Source organism: Dyella jiangningensis, assembly GCF_003264855.1.
Taxonomy (GTDB): Bacteria; Pseudomonadota; Gammaproteobacteria; order Xanthomonadales; family Rhodanobacteraceae; genus Dyella; species Dyella jiangningensis_C.
Window position 1 is genome coordinate 1269857 of sequence record NZ_NFZS01000001.1, and the last position, 17479, is coordinate 1287335.

General features: G+C 63.1%; 12 protein-coding genes and 1 pseudogene. All 13 read left to right on the top strand.

The features are described 5' to 3' along the window. The first annotated feature begins 133 nt into the window (after positions 1–133). The 13 genes and pseudogenes from rplJ (at position 134) to rplB (ending at position 17478) form a co-directional block, all read left to right on the top strand. On the top strand, positions 134–667 hold the full coding sequence (gene rplJ, locus CA260_RS05595; RefSeq protein ID WP_111981397.1) for a 50S ribosomal protein L10: 534 nt from the start codon (positions 134–136) through the stop codon (positions 665–667). Between the two features lie 46 nt (positions 668–713). Then, entirely contained in the window at positions 714–1085 is a 372-nt protein-coding gene (gene rplL / locus CA260_RS05600) for a 50S ribosomal protein L7/L12 (RefSeq protein WP_038620464.1), read from the top strand. Positions 1086–1413: 328 nt separating this feature from the next. After that, positions 1414–5571, top strand: coding sequence for a DNA-directed RNA polymerase subunit beta (rpoB, locus tag CA260_RS05605; RefSeq protein WP_111981398.1), 4158 nt, complete (start codon positions 1414–1416; stop codon positions 5569–5571). An 89-nt stretch (positions 5572–5660) separates the two neighbouring features. Then, on the top strand, positions 5661–9875 hold the full coding sequence (rpoC, locus tag CA260_RS05610; protein ID WP_111981399.1) for a DNA-directed RNA polymerase subunit beta': 4215 nt from the start codon (positions 5661–5663) through the stop codon (positions 9873–9875). Positions 9876–10053: 178 nt separating this feature from the next. Continuing rightward, entirely contained in the window at positions 10054–10428 is a 375-nt protein-coding gene (gene rpsL / locus CA260_RS05615; protein WP_019464011.1) for a 30S ribosomal protein S12, read from the top strand. Between the two features lie 16 nt (positions 10429–10444). Continuing rightward, on the top strand, positions 10445–10912 hold the full coding sequence (rpsG, locus tag CA260_RS05620; RefSeq protein WP_102305037.1) for a 30S ribosomal protein S7: 468 nt from the start codon (positions 10445–10447) through the stop codon (positions 10910–10912). A 33-nt stretch (positions 10913–10945) separates the two neighbouring features. Further along, positions 10946–13061: pseudogene (gene fusA / locus CA260_RS05625) on the top strand (elongation factor G). Between the two features lie 48 nt (positions 13062–13109). Continuing rightward, on the top strand, positions 13110–14300 hold the full coding sequence (tuf, locus tag CA260_RS05630; RefSeq protein WP_111981400.1) for an elongation factor Tu: 1191 nt from the start codon (positions 13110–13112) through the stop codon (positions 14298–14300). Between the two features lie 460 nt (positions 14301–14760). After that, positions 14761–15072, top strand: coding sequence for a 30S ribosomal protein S10 (rpsJ, locus tag CA260_RS05635; protein WP_014402136.1), 312 nt, complete (start codon positions 14761–14763; stop codon positions 15070–15072). 20 nt (positions 15073–15092) lie between these two features. Next, the gene (rplC, locus tag CA260_RS05640; RefSeq protein WP_111981401.1) at positions 15093–15734 is read left to right on the top strand and encodes a 50S ribosomal protein L3; all 642 of its coding nucleotides are present in this window, start codon (positions 15093–15095) and stop codon (positions 15732–15734) included. A gap of 11 nt (positions 15735–15745) precedes the next feature. Next, positions 15746–16348, top strand: a complete 603-nt coding sequence (gene rplD / locus CA260_RS05645) for a 50S ribosomal protein L4 (RefSeq protein ID WP_111981402.1) — start codon at positions 15746–15748, stop codon at positions 16346–16348. Then, positions 16345–16638 (top strand): 50S ribosomal protein L23, encoded by a 294-nt coding sequence (gene rplW / locus CA260_RS05650; RefSeq protein ID WP_019464896.1) that lies wholly within the window; start codon positions 16345–16347, stop codon positions 16636–16638. The genes rplD and rplW overlap by 4 nt, the downstream gene beginning before the upstream one ends. An 18-nt stretch (positions 16639–16656) precedes the next feature. Further along, on the top strand, positions 16657–17478 hold the full coding sequence (rplB, locus tag CA260_RS05655; protein ID WP_111981403.1) for a 50S ribosomal protein L2: 822 nt from the start codon (positions 16657–16659) through the stop codon (positions 17476–17478). The last annotated feature ends 1 nt before the right edge of the window (position 17479 follow it).

Below are 17479 nucleotides of genomic sequence, written 5' to 3' on the forward strand. Positions count from 1 at the left end.
CCTTCTGGAATTGCTTCATCTGTTCTGGAAAGGCCACCACCCGGGACACTCCGTGTCCCCGACGTCACGGATGGCGTCGCTCAGGACCGCAAGCGGCAGGAGCCGTAAGCGGAGTTCATAAGAGGAGTGAAAAATGGCTCTGAATCTCTCGCAGAAGCAAGAAGTAGTCGCCGAGCTGGCAGAAGTCGCTGCGAAGGCACACTCCTTGGTCGCCGCCGAGTATGCAGGCACCACGGTCGAACAGATGACCGCGATGCGCAAGAAGGCCCGTGAATCGGGCGTGTTCCTGAAGGTTGTCAAGAACACGCTGGCTTCGCGCGCCGTGGCAGGTACCGAGTTCGAGGTCGTCAAGGACGCCCTGACCGGTCCGCTGCTGTACGCATTCTCGTTGGAGGAGCCCGGCGCTGCCGGTCGCCTGATCAAGGAATTCGCCAAGGGCAACGAAAAGCTCAAGCCGCGTCTCGTGTCGGTGGAAGGCAAGCTGTTGCCGGCCGCGCACGTGGAAGTGCTGGCCTCGCTGCCGACCCGCGAACAGGCCCTGGCCATGCTGGCACGTGTGCTGGCCGAGCCGGCCGCCATGTTCGCCCGCGTCGTCAAGGCCGTGGCCGACAAGCAGGGTGGTGGCGAAGTCGCCGCCGAAGCCCCGGCTGAAGTCGAGCCCGCCTAAGTTCGCCGCCTACTTACATCGAATCAATTTCCAGAGGTAAATGAAAATGTCCCTGACCAACGAACAGATCGTTGAAGCCGTTGCCGCCAAGTCGCTCATGGAAGTGATGGAGCTGGTGAAGGCCATCGAAGAGAAGTTTGGCGTGACCGCCGCCGCCCCGGTGATGGTTGCTGCTGGCCCGGCCGCTGCCGGCCCGGCTGCTGAAGAGCAGACCGAATTCGACGTCATCCTGAAGAGCGCCGGCGACAAGAAGGTCGACGTGATCAAGGCCGTCCGCGCCATCACGGGCCTGGGCCTGAAGGAAGCGAAGGACCTGACCGAGGCCGGTGGCGTCGTGAAGGAAGCCGCTTCGAAGGAAGACGCTGCGAAGTTCAAGAAGGACCTCGAAGCTGCCGGCGCCACGGTCGAACTGAAGTAATTGGCGCTCTTGCGCGCCGTCAGTTTGATCTAGCGTCAAGCCAAGCCTGGGGGCGTAAGCCCCCGGGCTTTGCCTGTTGCAAAAGGCTTCCATCGCGCGATGGAAGGCTGTAACGACAAAGTGTCATCTTTATTGATTGGTTCGTGTTTTACGCGTCGGGAAGACAACACTGAAAGGCCTGCAGAACACCGCCGACCTTTGACTCATGTCTTTTTGACGCATCGACGGGCAGGGCAGCACAACCTGGCCGTCGACCGCAGACACAGCTTTCACAATTCAGCCGGTGTGTGCACCACCGGCGTCACTGCGAACCGAGGCGGTACCCACCATGACCTACTCGTTTACCGAGAAGAAGCGCATCCGCAAGGATTTCGGCAAGCGTCCCCCTGTATTGGGCGTGCCGAACCTGCTGACCATCCAGACCGATTCCTATCGCGAGTTCCTGCAGGAGCACGTCGCTCCCAAGGCCCGCGACGACAAGGGTCTCCACGCCGCGCTGAAGTCGGTGTTCCCGATCGTGAGCTATTCGGGCAACGCCGCGCTTGAGTATGTCGACTATCGCCTGGGCGAGCCGCCCTTTGACGAACGCGAGTGCCGCAACCGCGGCATGACCTTCGGCGCGCCGCTGCGCGTCACCGTGCGCCTGGTCATCTATGACAAGGACAGCCCGGCATCCAAGAAGGCCGTGAAGTACGTGAAGGAGCAGGAGGTCTACATGGGCGAGATCCCGCTCATGACCGAGACCGGCACCTTCATCATCAACGGCACCGAGCGCGTCATCGTCTCGCAGCTGCATCGTTCGCCGGGCGTGTTCTTCGATCACGACCGCGGCAAGACGCACAGCTCGGGCAAGCTGCTGTTCTCCGCCCGTGTGATCCCCTACCGTGGTTCGTGGCTCGACTTCGAGTTCGATCCGAAGGATGCGCTGTTCACCCGTATCGACCGTCGCCGCAAGCTGCCGGTGACCGTGCTGCTGCGCGCGCTCGGCTACAGCAACGTCGAGATGCTCGATACGTTCTTCGAGCACAACGTGTTCCACCTGGGCAAGAAGGGCGGCACCACGCTGGAGCTCGTCGCCGAGCGCCTGCGCGGCGAAACGCTGACCTTCGACCTGACGATCGGTGACAAGGTGCTGGTGGAAGCCGGCAAGCGCATCACTGCGCGTCATGTGCGCCAGCTCGCCGCCGAAAACATCACCGCACTGGAAGTGCCGGACGACTATCCGGTCGGCCGCATCCTCGCCATCGACGTGGTCGATCCCAAGACCGGCGAACTGCTGGCCCAGGCCAACGACGAAATCACCGCCGAGCAGCTCGAGAACTTCCGCAAGGCGGGCATCGAGGTCGTGCCGACCCTGTACGTGAACGATCTCGATCGTGGCGCGTACATCTCGCATACCCTGCGCATCGACAACACCAAGACGCAGCTCGAAGCGCTGGTGGAAATCTATCGCATGATGCGTCCGGGCGAGCCGCCGACGAAGGACGCCGCGCAGAACCTGTTCTACAACCTGTTCTTCACCTTCGACCGCTACGACCTGTCGGCCGTGGGTCGCATGAAGTTCAACCGTCGCGTGGGCCGTCAGGAGATCGTCGGTCCGGGCGTGCTGTTCGACAAGAAGTACTTCGCCGACCGCAAGGAAGAGGAAGCCCAGGCGCTGGTCGCCTCGCAGGGCGACCGCTCCGACATCCTCGACGTGCTCAAGGTGCTCATCGACATCAAGAACGGTCATGGCACCGTCGACGATATCGACCACCTGGGCAACCGTCGCGTGCGTTCGGTCGGTGAAATGGCGGAGAACACCTTCCGCATCGGCCTGGTGCGTGTCGAGCGCGCCGTGCGCGAGCGTTTGTCGCTCGCCGAGTCCGAAGGTCTGACCCCGCAGGAACTGATCAACGCCAAGCCGGTGGCCGCGGCGGTGAAGGAGTTCTTCGGCTCCTCGCAGCTCAGCCAGTTCATGGACCAGAACAACCCGCTGTCGGAAATCACGCACAAGCGCCGCGTTTCCGCGCTGGGCCCAGGCGGCCTGACCCGCGAGCGCGCCGGCTTCGAAGTGCGCGACGTGCATCCGACCCACTACGGCCGTGTCTGCCCGATCGAAACGCCGGAAGGTCCGAACATCGGTCTGATCAACTCGCTGGCCGTGTATGCGCGCACCAACACGTACGGCTTCCTCGAGACGCCGTACCGCAAGGTCGTGGGCGGCAAGGTCACCGACCAGGTGGATTACCTCTCGGCCATCGAGGAAGGCGACCACGTCATCGCGCAGGCGAACTCGCCGCTCAAGGACGGTGCCTTCATCGAAGACTTCGTGTCCTGCCGTTTCCGCGGCGAGTCCGAGCTGCGTCCGGCGGCTGAAGTCGACTACATGGACGTCTCGCCCATGCAGACGGTGTCGGTCGCTGCCGCACTCGTGCCGTTCCTCGAGCACGATGACGCGAACCGCGCACTGATGGGCGCGAACATGCAGCGTCAGGCCGTGCCGACCCTGCGTTCGCAGACCCCGCTGGTCGGTACCGGCATCGAGCGCGCCGTGGCGCGTGACTCGGGCGTCATCGTCACCGCCAAGCGCGGCGGCGTGATCGACCAGGTCGACGCCGGTCGTATCGTGGTGCGCGTGAACGAGGAAGAGGTCGGCGACAATGATGCCGGCGTCGATATCTACACGCTGACCAAGTACACCCGTTCCAACCAGAACACCAACCTCAACCAGCGCCCGCTGGTGAACGTGGGTGACATCGTGGCGAAGGGCGACACGCTGGCCGACGGTTCGTCGACCGACCTGGGCGAGCTCGCGCTCGGCCAGAACATGCTGATCGCGTTCATGCCGTGGAACGGCTACAACTTCGAAGACTCGATCCTGCTCTCCGAGCGCGTCGTGCAGGAAGACCGCTACACCTCGATCCACATCGAGGAGCTGTCGTGCATCGCGCGTGACACCAAGCTGGGCGCCGAGGAAATCACCGCCGACATCCCGAACGTGGGTGAGCAGGCGCTGGCCCGCCTCGACGAGTCCGGCATCGTGTACATCGGTGCGGAAGTCGAAGCCGGCGACGTCCTGGTCGGCAAGGTCACGCCGAAGGGCGAGACCCAGCTGACGCCGGAAGAGAAGCTGCTGCGCGCGATCTTCGGCGAGAAGGCTTCGGACGTGAAGGACACGTCGCTGCGCGTGCCGTCGGGCATGGACGGCACCGTCATCGACGTGCAGGTCTTCACCCGCGACGGCATCGAGAAGGACAAGCGTGCCCGTCAGATCGAGGAGATGGAAATCAAGCGCATCCGCAAGGACCTTGATGACCAGTTCCGCATTCTGGAAGGCGCGATCTACAACCGTATGCGCACCCAGCTCGTCGGCAAGACCGCGATGAGCGGCCCGGGCGGCCTGAAGCGCGGCGCCGAGATCACCGACGCCTACCTGGACGGCCTGAAGAAGGACGACTGGTTCAAGATCAACGTCAAGGAAGAGGACGTCACCGAGTTCCTCGAGCGCGCCGCTGATCAGATCAAGCGTCACAAGGAAGAGTTCGACAAGCGCTTCAAGGAGAAGCAGGGCAAGATCACCCAGGGTGACGACCTTGCTCCCGGCGTGCTCAAGATGGTCAAGGTGTTCCTGGCCGTGAAGCGCCGCATCCAGCCGGGCGACAAGATGGCCGGTCGCCACGGTAACAAGGGTGTGGTGTCCAACGTGGTGCCGGTGGAGGACATGCCGTTCTCCGAAGACGGTACCTCGGTCGACATCGTGCTGAACCCGCTGGGCGTGCCGTCGCGTATGAACATCGGCCAGATTCTGGAAGTGCATCTTGGCTGGGCCGCGAAGGGCCTGGGCAAGAAGATCCAGAAGATGCTCGAGGCGCAGGCCAAGGTCGCGCAGATCCGCGAGTTCCTCGACCAGGTGTACAACCACCACGTCGCGGGCGCCGTGCAGCATGTCGACCTGAAGTCGTTGACCGACGAGGAAATCCTCGCGCTGGCCAACAACCTGCAGGAAGGCGTGCCGATGGCCACCCCGGTGTTCGACGGTGCCGAGGAAACCGAGATCAAGGCGATGCTCAAGCTCGCCGATCTGCCGGAATCGGGCCAGACGACGCTGTACGACGGCCGCACCGGCGAGGCGTTCGATCGCCCGGTCACCGTCGGCTACATGCACTACCTGAAGCTGCACCACCTGGTCGACGACAAGATGCACGCGCGTTCGACGGGTCCGTACTCGCTCGTCACGCAGCAGCCGCTGGGTGGTAAGGCGCAGTTCGGTGGCCAGCGCTTCGGTGAAATGGAAGTGTGGGCGCTCGAAGCGTACGGCGCGTCGTACGTGCTGCAGGAAATGCTGACGGTGAAGTCGGACGACGTGAAGGGCCGTAACCAGATGTACGAGAACATTGTCGACGGCAACCACGAGATGGAGGCGGGCATGCCGGAATCCTTCAACGTGCTGGTGAAGGAAATCCGCTCGCTCGGTATCGATATCGATCTGGACGAAGTGAAGTGAGTTGAGGCGGAAGCGAGGAGTGGAACGCCATTCCTCGCTCTCCCGATTTCCGATTCTCCATTCCACATTCCCGATCTTCGGAGACATCCATGAAAGACTTGCTCAATCTGTTCAACCAGCAGCGCACCGCGCCTGACTTCGATGCGATCAAGATCGCTCTGGCTTCGCCGGAGCTGATCCGCTCGTGGTCGTACGGCGAGGTGAAGAAGCCGGAAACGATCAACTACCGCACCTTCAAGCCCGAGCGTGACGGCCTGTTCTGCGCTGCCATCTTCGGCCCGATCAAGGACTACGAGTGCCTGTGCGGCAAGTACAAGCGCCTGAAGCACCGTGGCGTGATCTGCGAGAAGTGCGGCGTGGAAGTGACGCTGGCGAAGGTGCGTCGCGAGCGCATGGGCCACATCGAGCTCGCCTCGCCGGTCGCGCACATCTGGTTCCTGAAGTCGCTGCCGTCGCGTCTGGGCATGATGCTCGACATGACGCTGCGCGACATCGAGCGCATCCTGTACTTCGAAGCGTTTGTCGTGATCGATCCGGGTCTGACCGCGCTCGAGCGCGGCCAGCTGCTCAGCGAAGACCAGTACCTGGAAGCCGTGGAAGAGCACGGTGACGAGTTCGACGCCCGCATGGGTGCCGAGGCCGTCTACGAGCTGCTCAAGTCCCTGGATCTTCCGGGCGAAGTCGTGCGCCTGAAGGAAGAAATCGCCTCCACCAACTCCGAGACCAAGCTCAAGCGCCTCACCAAGCGCGTGAAGCTGATCGAGGCGTTCCTGGAGTCGGGCAACCGTCCGGAATGGATGGTGCTGACCGTGCTGCCGGTGCTGCCGCCGGAACTGCGTCCGCTGGTCCCGCTGGACGGCGGCCGCTTCGCGACCTCCGACCTGAATGACCTGTACCGTCGCGTCATCAACCGCAACAACCGCCTGCGTCGCCTGCTCGAACTCAATGCGCCCGACATCATCGTGCGCAACGAGAAGCGCATGCTGCAGGAATCGGTCGACGCGCTGCTCGACAACGGCCGCCGCGGCCGTGCCATGACCGGCACGAACAAGCGCCCGCTGAAGTCGCTCGCCGACATGATCAAGGGCAAGGGGGGTCGCTTCCGTCAGAACCTGCTGGGCAAGCGCGTCGACTACTCGGGCCGTTCGGTCATCGTGGTGGGTCCGACGCTGAAGCTGCACCAGTGCGGTCTGCCGAAGCTGATGGCGCTCGAGCTGTTCAAGCCGTTCATCTTCGCCAAGCTGCAGGCTCGCGGCGAAGCCACCACCATCAAGGCCGCCAAGAAGCTCGTCGAGCGCGAGGAAGGCCAGGTGTGGGACATCCTCGAAGAGGTGATCCGCGAGCATCCGGTGATGCTGAACCGCGCACCGACGCTGCACCGTCTCGGCATCCAGGCGTTCGAGCCGAAGCTGATCGAAGGCAAGGCGATCCAGCTCCACCCGCTCGTCTGTGCGGCGTTCAACGCCGACTTCGACGGTGACCAGATGGCCGTGCACGTGCCGCTCTCGATCGAGGCGCAGCTCGAAGCGCGCGCCCTGATGATGGCGACCAACAACATCCTGTCGCCCGCCAACGGCGAGCCGATCATCGTGCCGACCCAGGACGTGGTGCTGGGCCTGTACTACATGACCCGCGAGCTGGTGAACGCGAAGGGCAATGGCATGGTGTTCTCGGGCATCGGCGAAGTTCGCCGCGCCTACGACAACCGCGCCGTGCAGCTGCACGCCAAGGTCAAGGTCCGCATCAACCAGGTGCAGATCGACGAGGACGGCAACCGCACCGAAACCACCCAGCTGGTCGACACGACCGTGGGTCGCGCGCTGCTGCTCGAAATCATGCCGGAAGGCCTGCCGTTCGCGCTGGCCAACGTCGAGCTGACCAAGAAGAACATCTCGCGCCTGATCAACCAGTGCTACCGCCGCCTGGGGCTGAAGGAAACCGTGATCTTCGGCGACCAGCTGATGTATACCGGCTTCCGCTTCGCCACGCGCGCGGGCATCTCCATCGGCATCGATGACATGATCATCCCGGCCGAGAAGAAGCCGATCCTGGAAGAAGCCGAGAAGGAAGTCGTCGAGATCCAGGAGCAGTACCAGTCGGGTCTCGTGACCGCCGGCGAGCGCTACAACAAGGTCGTCGACATCTGGTCGCGCACCAACGAACTCGTCGCCAAGGCGATGATCGACGGTATCGGTACCGAGAAGGTGACCGATGCCGAAGGCAAGACGGTCAACCAGAAGTCCATGAACTCGCTGTACATCATGGCCGACTCGGGCGCTCGTGGTTCGGTCGCCCAGATCCGTCAGCTGGCCGGCATGCGCGGCCTGATGGCCCGCCCGGACGGCTCGATCATCGAGACGCCCATCAAGGCGAACTTCCGCGAAGGCCTGAACGTCCTGCAGTACTTCAACTCCACCCACGGTGCCCGTAAGGGCCTGGCGGATACGGCGCTGAAGACCGCGAACTCCGGTTACCTGACCCGTCGTCTCGTCGACGTGGCGCAGGACGTGGTCATCACCTTGCCCGATTGCGGCACGGACGAAGGCGTCACCATGCAGCCGATCGTGGAAGGCGGCGACGTGGTCGAGCCGTTGCGCGATCGCGTGCTGGGTCGTGTGGCGCTGGAAGACGTCTACGGTCCGGGCGAAGACAACGAGCCGATCGTCACCCGCGACACGCTGCTGGACGAAGCCCTGGTCGAAAAGCTCGACAAGGCCGGCGTGCAGTCGATCAAGGTGCGCTCGCCCATCACCTGCGCCGCCGATCATGGCGTGTGCGCGCTGTGCTACGGCCGCGACCTGGCCCGTGGCCACCTGGTGAACATGGGTGAAGCCGTGGGCGTGGTGGCTGCGCAGTCGATCGGTGAGCCGGGTACCCAGCTGACCATGCGTACGTTCCACATCGGTGGTGCGGCGTCTCGTGCGGCTGCCGTGGACAACGTGACGGTGAAGACCACCGGCACGCTGAAGTTCAACAACCTCAAGACCGTGCAGCACTCGCAGGGCCACCTGGTGGCGGTGTCGCGTTCGGGCGAAGTCAGCGTCATCGACGCCAACGGCCGCGAGCGTGAGCGCTACAAGGTGCCTTACGGCGCCACCATCGCGGTCAAGGACGGCGATCCGGTCAAGGCCGGCCAGGCCGTGGCCAACTGGGATCCGCATACCCATCCGATCGTGTCGGAAGTGGCCGGTACCGTGCGCTTCATCGACTTCATCGATGGCGTCACCGTGCAGAGCCAGACCGACGAACTGACCGGCCTGGAGTCGGCGGTGGTGACCGATCCGAAGCGCCGTGGTACGGCCGCCAAGGACCTGCGCCCGATCGTGCGTCTGGAAGACGCCAAGGGTCGCGAGCTGAAGCTGCCCGGCACCGACGTGCCGGCGCAGTACATGCTCCCGGCCGGCGCCATCGTGTCGATCCAGAACGGCGTACAGGTGGGCGTGGGTGACGTGGTTGCCCGTATCCCGCAGGAAACGTCGAAGACCCGCGACATCACCGGTGGTCTGCCGCGCGTGGCCGACTTGTTCGAAGCCCGCAAGCCGAAGGAACCGGCGATCCTCGCCGAGCGTTCGGGCGTGGTCAGCTTCGGCAAGGACACCAAGGGCAAGCAGCGCCTCATCATCAAGGATGTGGACGGCAACGAGCACGAGGAGCTGATTCCCAAGTGGCGTCAGGTCATCGTGTTCGAAGGCGAGCACGTGGAGAAGGGCGAAACCATCGTGGACGGCGAGCCCAGTCCGCACGACATCCTGCGCCTGCTGGGCGTCGAGCCGCTGGCTTCGTACCTGGTGAAGGAAATCCAGGACGTCTACCGCCTGCAGGGCGTGAAGATCAACGACAAGCACATCGAAGCGATCATTCGCCAGATGCTGCGCAAGGTCGAGATCACCGAGCCGGGCGACAGCCACTATCTGCGCGGTGAGCAGGTCGAGCGTGTCCGCATCAACGCGGAGAACGAGCGTGCCGTCAAGCGCGGCGAGCGTCCGACGGAATTCCAGTCGGTGCTGCTCGGCATCACCAAGGCCTCGCTGGCCACGGAATCCTTCATCTCGGCGGCGTCCTTCCAGGAAACCACCCGAGTGCTGACGGAAGCCGCGGTCCGCGGAACGCGCGACACCTTGCGTGGCCTGAAGGAAAATGTTATTGTCGGCCGTCTCATTCCGGCGGGCACGGGTCTGGCGTATCACGCATCGCGTCATCGCCAGGGTGGTCTGACCGCCTCGGAGCTTGAAACTCTCTCCGGCTCCGCCTCGTCGGCTTCCTTCTCGGAAGCCACCACCGGTAGCGACATTGGTGTGGAGTAAGCCCCTCTCGGGCTCTACTCGCTGACATACGAAATGAGGCGCAAGGAGTGCGCCTCGTGTTCGGGCCAAGGACGACAGGGACTTAGCTTGTCTGTGGCAGGCTGCCCATGTTAAATTCCCGCTTCTTGGCAGACCGAGCCGGTTCGGTCTGCCTTTATGTTTCTCAGGAACAGCTTCAATGACGACAGTCAACCAGTTGGTTCGCAAATCCCGCAGCCCGAAGACCTACAAGAGTGCTTCGCCGGCTTTGCAGAACAGCCCGCAGCGTCGCGGCGTTTGCACGCGCGTTTACACCACCACCCCGAAGAAGCCGAACTCGGCCCTTCGTAAGGTCGCCAAGGTGCGCCTGACGAATGGCTACGAAGTGATCAGCTACATCGGTGGCGAAGGTCACAACCTGCAGGAGCACTCCGTGGTCCTGATCCGCGGCGGTCGCGTCAAGGATCTGCCGGGTGTGCGTTACCACACGGTGCGCGGCAGTCTCGACTGCGCCGGCGTCACCAAGCGCCGTCAGTCGCGCTCCAAGTACGGCGCCAAGCGCCCGAAGTCCTGATCTTTAGGAATTAACTATGTCGCGTAAAGGTTCACATCCCGCCCGTCTGATCCTGCCGGATCCCAAGCACGGCAGCCAGCTGATCGCCCGTTTCATCAACATGGTGATGAAGAGCGGCAAGAAGTCGGTCGCCGAGAGCATCGTCTACGGTGCGCTGGCCCATCTGGGCGAAAAGAACGCCGAGCCGGTGCAGCTGGTCGAGAAGGCGCTGAACAACATCGCTCCGGCGGTCGAGGTGAAGTCCCGTCGTGTCGGCGGCGCCACCTACCAGGTGCCGGTTGAAGTGCGTCCGGGCCGCCGCATGGCGCTGGCCATGCGCTGGGCCATCGATTCCGCGCGCAAGCGTGGCGAGACCTCGATGCCGCGCAAGCTGGCAGCCGAGCTGCTCGAGGCTTCCGAGAATCGCGGTGGCGCGATCAAGAAGCGCGAAGAGACGCACCGCATGGCGGAGGCCAACAAGGCCTTCTCGCATTACCGCTGGTAAGCAGTACAGCTAGAACTTTCAGAGGTTAAGACCGTGGCACGCAACACTCCCATCGAGCGCTACCGCAACATCGGCATCAGCGCTCACATCGATGCCGGCAAGACCACGACGACCGAGCGCATCCTGTTCTACACCGGCGTGAGCCACAAGATCGGTGAAGTGCACGACGGTGCTGCAACGATGGACTGGATGGAGCAGGAGCAGGAGCGCGGCATCACGATCACGTCGGCTGCTACCACCGCGTTCTGGAAGGGCATGGACCGCAACCTGCCCGAGCACCGCATCAACATCATCGACACGCCGGGGCACGTCGACTTCACGATCGAGGTGGAGCGCTCGATGCGCGTGCTCGACGGCGCGTGTTCGTGCTCTGCGCCGTGGGCGGCGTGCAGCCGCAGTCGGAAACCGTGTGGCGCCAGGCGAACAAGTACAAGGTGCCGCGCCTCGCGTTCGTCAACAAGATGGACCGCACCGGCGCGAACTTCTTCAAGGTCGTGGACCAGCTGAAGGCTCGCCTGGGTGCAAACCCGGTTCCGATGCAGGTGCCGATTGGCGCCGAGGACAACTTCGAGGGCGTGGTCGACCTGCTCAAGATGAAGTCCATCATCTGGGACATGGAATCCCAGGGCATGAAGTTCGAGTACCAGGACATCCCGGCGAACCTGAAGGACAAGGCTGACGAGGCCCGTTCCTACATGGTCGAGTCGGCTGCCGAAGCCTCCGAAGAGCTGATGAACAAGTACCTGGAAGAGGGCGACCTCTCCGAGGAAGAGATCATCGGCGGCCTGCGTTCGCGCACCATGTCCAGCGAGATCATGCCGATGCTGTGCGGCACCGCGTTCAAGAACAAGGGCGTGCAGGCGATGCTCGACGCCGTGATCGACTTGCTGCCGTCGCCGGTCGACGTCCGCCGGTTTCGGGCGTGGACGACGACGAGAAGGAAGCGACCCGTTCGGCCGACGACTCGGAGCCGTTCTCCGCGCTCGCGTTCAAGATCATGACCGACCCGTTCGTCGGCCAGCTGATCTTCTTCCGCGTCTACTCGGGCTCGTTGAATGCGGGCGACCCGGTGCTCAACCCGATCAAGGCCAAGAAGGAGCGCCTCGGCCGCATCCTGCAGATGCACGCGAACGAGCGTCAGGAAATCAAGGAAGTCCGCGCGGGCGACATCGCCGCGGCGGTCGGCCTGAAGGAAGCGACGACCGGCGACACGCTGTGCTCGCCGGATCACATCATCACTCTGGAGCGCATGACGTTCCCGGAGCCGGTGATCTCGCAGGCGGTCGAGCCGAAGACCAAGGCCGACCAGGAAAAGATGGGCATCGCGCTCGACCGCCTGGCTGCCGAAGATCCGTCCTTCCGCGTGCGTACGGACGAAGAATCCGGCCAGACCATCATCTCGGGCATGGGCGAGCTGCACCTCGAAATTCTCGTCGACCGCATGAAGCGCGAGTTCAACGTGGAAGCCAACGTCGGCAAGCCGCAGGTGGCCTACCGCGAAACGATCCGTACCTCGGACGTCAAGTCGGACTACAAGCACGCCAAGCAGTCGGGGGGTAAGGGTCAGTACGGTCACGTCGTGATCGAGCTGTCGCCGATGACCGAAGAAGAGCGCAAGAGTGATGCCGTCAAGGATGACTTCCTGTTCATCAACGACATCACCGGTGGCGTGATTCCGAAGGAATTCATCCCCTCCGTCGAAAAGGGCCTGCGCGAAACCATCACCAGCGGTCCGCTGGCCGGCTTCCCGGTCGTGGGCGTGAAGGTGAAGCTGGTGTTCGGCTCGTACCACGACGTCGACTCCTCGGAAATGGCGTTCAAGCTGGCCGCTTCGATGGCGTTCAAGCAGGGCTTCGCGAAGGCGTCGCCGGTGCTGCTTGAGCCGATCATGAAGGTCGAGGTGGTGACGCCGGAAGACTACGTTGGCGACGTCATGGGCGACCTGAGCCGCCGTCGCGGTCTGCTCCAGGGCCAGGACGACACGCCGTCGGGCAAGACCATCAACGCGATGGTCCCGCTGGGCGAGATGTTCGGTTACGCGACGACCATTCGTTCGCTGACCCAGGGTCGCGCCACCTTCACGATGGAGTTCGACCACTACGCCGAAGCGCCGAACAACATCGCTGAGCAGGTCATGAAGAAGGCCTGATAAGGCCTTCTTCCTCCACTACATACCGTTCTTTTAGAGGTTTAAGTCATGGCAAAGGGTAAATTCGAACGCACCAAGCCGCACGTCAACGTCGGCACGATTGGTCACGTGGACCACGGCAAGACGACGCTGACGGCTGCGCTGACCAAGGTGGGTGCAGAGCGTTTCGGCGGCGAATTCAAGGCGTACGACGCGATCGACGCGGCGCCGGAAGAGAAGGCGCGCGGTATCACGATCAACACCGCGCACGTCGAGTACGAAACGGCGAACCGCCACTACGCGCACGTCGACTGCCCGGGCCACGCCGACTACGTGAAGAACATGATCACGGGTGCGGCGCAGATGGACGGCGCGATCCTGGTGTGCTCGGCCGCAGACGGCCCGATGCCGCAAACGCGTGAGCACATCCTGCTGGCGCGTCAGGTTGGCGTTCCGTACATCATCGTGTTCCTGAACAAGTGCGACATGGTGGACGACGCCGAGCTGCTCGAGCTGGTCGAGATGGAAGTGCGCGAACTGCTGTCGAAGTACGACTTCCCGGGCGACGACACGCCGATCATCAAGGGTTCGGCGAAGCTGGCGCTGGAAGGCGACCAGTCGGAAATCGGCGTGCCGGCGATCATCAAGCTGGTGGACGCGCTGGACACGTACATTCCGGAGCCGGAGCGCGCCATTGACCAGCCGTTCCTGATGCCGGTGGAAGACGTGTTCTCGATCTCGGGCCGCGGCACCGTGGTGACCGGTCGTATCGAGCGCGGCATCATCAAGGTCGGTGACGAAGTGGAAGTGGTCGGCATCCGCCCGACCCAGAAGACCACCGTCACGGGCGTGGAAATGTTCCGCAAGCTGCTGGACCAGGGTCAGGCAGGCGACAACGCCGGTCTGCTGCTCCGCGGCCTCAAGCGCGACGACGTCGAGCGCGGCCAGGTGTTGGCCAAGCCGGGCACGATCACCCCGCACACCGACTTCGAGGCTGAGGTCTACGTGCTGTCGAAGGACGAAGGTGGCCGTCACACCCCGTTCTTCAAGGGCTACCGCCCGCAGTTCTACTTCCGCACGACCGACGTGACCGGCGCCATCGAGCTGCCGGAAGGCGTCGAGATGGTCATGCCGGGCGACAACATCAAGATGGTTGTCACCCTGATCCACCCGATCGCCATGGACCAGGGCCTGCGCTTCGCGATCCGCGAAGGCGGCCGTACCGTCGGCGCCGGCGTGGTGGCCAAGGTCATCAAGTAAGAAGAGGGGAGTCACCCTTGAGGTGACAACCTGAAAAAACCGGCCTTCGGGCCGGTTTTTTTTTAGCAAATTCAGCTGGAAGCACGATTAAGGGCTTTTCCTCGACTGAATTTGCAGCTATAGTTACCGTCTTGCCTGTCGACGTGCCTTGTGCTCGGCGACCTTACAGCGAAATGAGGCACAGGAAGTGCTTCGAGTTCGCTGGCCTGGATGGCCAATACGCAAGAAAGGGCTTGGGCGACAAAGCATGACGCTTTGTTGACCTGGCCATTTCGCGCGTTTTATACTTTTTCGTCTAGGTGGGCCCGTTCAGGGCCTGCCTAGTCTTTTAAGGTCGATATGCGGCGTGGTTTTTAGCCCGTCACTACGGCTTGCAGTGCTGCAGTAAATGGGTTGTGCGGATGGGTGAGAAGCCCATCCGGTTCACAGTATTTGTTCTTTCGATAACAGGACACGGTTTATGGCGAACCAAAAGATTCGCATCCGGCTCAAGGCGTTCGATCATCGTCTGATCGACCGTTCGGCCAGCGAAATCGTCGAGACGGCCAAGCGCACCGGCGCTACGGTTCTCGGCCCGATTCCGCTCCCGACCAAGATCGAGCGCTACACCATTCTGGTGTCGCCGCACGTCGACAAAGATGCCCGCGATCAGTACGAGACCCGTACGCACAAGCGCGTGCTCGACATCGTCGACCCCAACGACAAGACCGTGGACGCGCTCATGAAGCTTGATCTCGCCGCTGGCGTTGACGTTCAGATCAAGCTCGGTTGAGCGATAGACAGGATACGAAGATGAGTATCGGACTGGTTGGCCGCAAGTGCGGCATGAGCCGACTCTTCACTGAAGACGGACGTTCGATTCCGGTGACCCTGATTGAGGCCACCCCGAATCGCGTCACGCAGCTGAAGACGGAAGATAACGATGGTTACAGCGCTGTGCAGGTCGCGGCGGGCGTCAAGCGCGCCAGCCTGCTGACCCAGCCGCTGAAGGGTCACTACGCCAAGGCGAAGGTTGAGCCGGGTCGTGGTCTGTGGGAGTTCCGCGTGTCTGCCGACGACCTCGGCAAGTACAGCGTGGGCGCCGAGATCAAGGCTGACGACGTGTTCCAGGTGGGTCAGATCGTTGACGTCGCTGGCGTGTCGAAGGGCAAGGGCTTCCAGGGCACCATCAAGCGCCACAACTTCACGATGGGTGACGCAACCCACGGTAACTCGCTGTCGCATCGCGCGCCGGGTTCTATCGGTCAGCGTCAGACCCCGGGCCGCGTGTTCCCGGGCAAGAAGATGGCAGGCCACATGGGCGCGGTGAACCGTACCCAGCAAGGCCTGGAAGTGGTCAAGGTCGACGCCGAGCGTCATTTGATCGCGGTGAAGGGCGCGGTGCCGGGTGCGACCGGCGGCGACGTCGTCATCCGTCCGACGACCAAGGGCTGAGGAGAGACGCCATGGAAATCAATGTCATTGGCGCCAAGCCGCTCAACGTGTCGGACGAAGTGTTCGGCGGTGAGTTCAAGCAGGCCCTGATCCATCAGGTGGTTGTGGCCTACCAGGCCGGCGGTCGCGCCGGTACCAAGGCCCAGCTGTCGCGTGGTGAGCTGTCGGGTACCACCAAGAAGTTCAAGAAGCAGAAGGGCGGCGGCGCTCGTCACGGCGACTACCGCGCTCCGATCTTCGTGGGCGGTGGTGTCACGTTTGCAGCCAAGCCGCGCAACTACGAGCAGAAGGTCAACCGCAAGGCTTACCGTGTCGCGCTCCGTTCGATCCTTTCCGAGCTGATCCGCCAGGATCGCCTGAAGGTCGTCGAGAGCTTCGGCATCGAGTCGCCCAAGACCAAGGCGATGGTTGCCAAGCTGGCCGAGCTGCAGGTTTCCGGCCGCGTGCTGCTGGTTTCGGAAGACGCCAACGAGGCGACCTTCCTGGCCGCGCGCAACATCCCGTACATCCACGTCGTTGACGTGCTGGCCCTGAACCCGGTCAGCCTGGTCGGTTCCGACCACATCGTCATGACGGTCGATGCGGTGAAGAAGATCGAGGAGTGGCTCGCATGAGCAACGAACGCATCCTGAATACGCTGCGCGCGCCGCACATCTCGGAAAAGGCTGCTCGCCTCGCCGAGAAGAACCAGTACGTTTTCGTGGTTGCTCCCGAAGCAACCAAGGCCGATGTCCGCGCTGCGGTGGAACAGATGTTCGACGTCAAGGTCGAGCAGGTGAACCTCGTCAATGCCAAGGGCAAGGTCAAGTCCTTCCGTTTCCGCGCTGGCAGCCGCCAGGGCAAGCGCAAGGCCTACGTTCGCCTCGCCGATGGCCAGACCATCGACGTGTCGTCCAAGGCCTGAGCCAGGAGTTGAATTGAGATGGCACTGATCACTCATAAGCCGACCTCCCCCGGACGCCGCGACGCAGTCAGCGTCCGCACCGAGGGTCTCCACAAGGGCGCGCCGTACGCGGCGTTGACCGAAGCGAAGACCAAGAACGGCGGCCGCAACCATTACGGTCGCATCACCGTTCGCCACCAGGGTGGTGGTCACAAGCAGCGTTACCGCATCATCGACTTCAAGCGCGACAAGGAAGGCATCGCCGCCCGCGTCGAGCGCATCGAGTACGATCCCAACCGCACCGCGCACATCGCGCTGCTGTGCTACGCCGATGGCGAGCGCCGCTACATCATCGCGCCGAAGGGCGTGGTGGTGGGTGACCGTCTGGTGTCGGGCAGCGACGCGCCGATCAAGGCCGGCAACAGCCTGCCGCTGCGCTCGATCCCGGTCGGTTCGACCATCCACTGCATTGAGATGAAGCCGGGCAAGGGTGCGCAGATCGCACGCTCCGCCGGTGCCTCGGTCCAGCTGGTGGCCCGCGAGTCCGGCTACGCCACCCTGCGTCTCCGCTCCGGCGAAATGCGCAAGGTGCCGGTCGACTGCCGCGCCACCATCGGTGAAGTCGGCAACAGCGAACACAGCCTGAAGAAGCTCGGCAAGGCCGGCGCGAAGCGTTGGCTCGGCATTCGTCCGACCGTCCGCGGTGTCGTGATGAACCCGGTCGACCATCCGCACGGCGGTGGTGAAGGCCGTACCTCTGGTGGCCGTCATCCCGTCAGCCCGTGGGGCACGCCGACCAAGGGTTACAAGACCCGCAACAACAAGCGCACGCAGCAGTTCATCGTGCGTCGCCGCAAGTAAT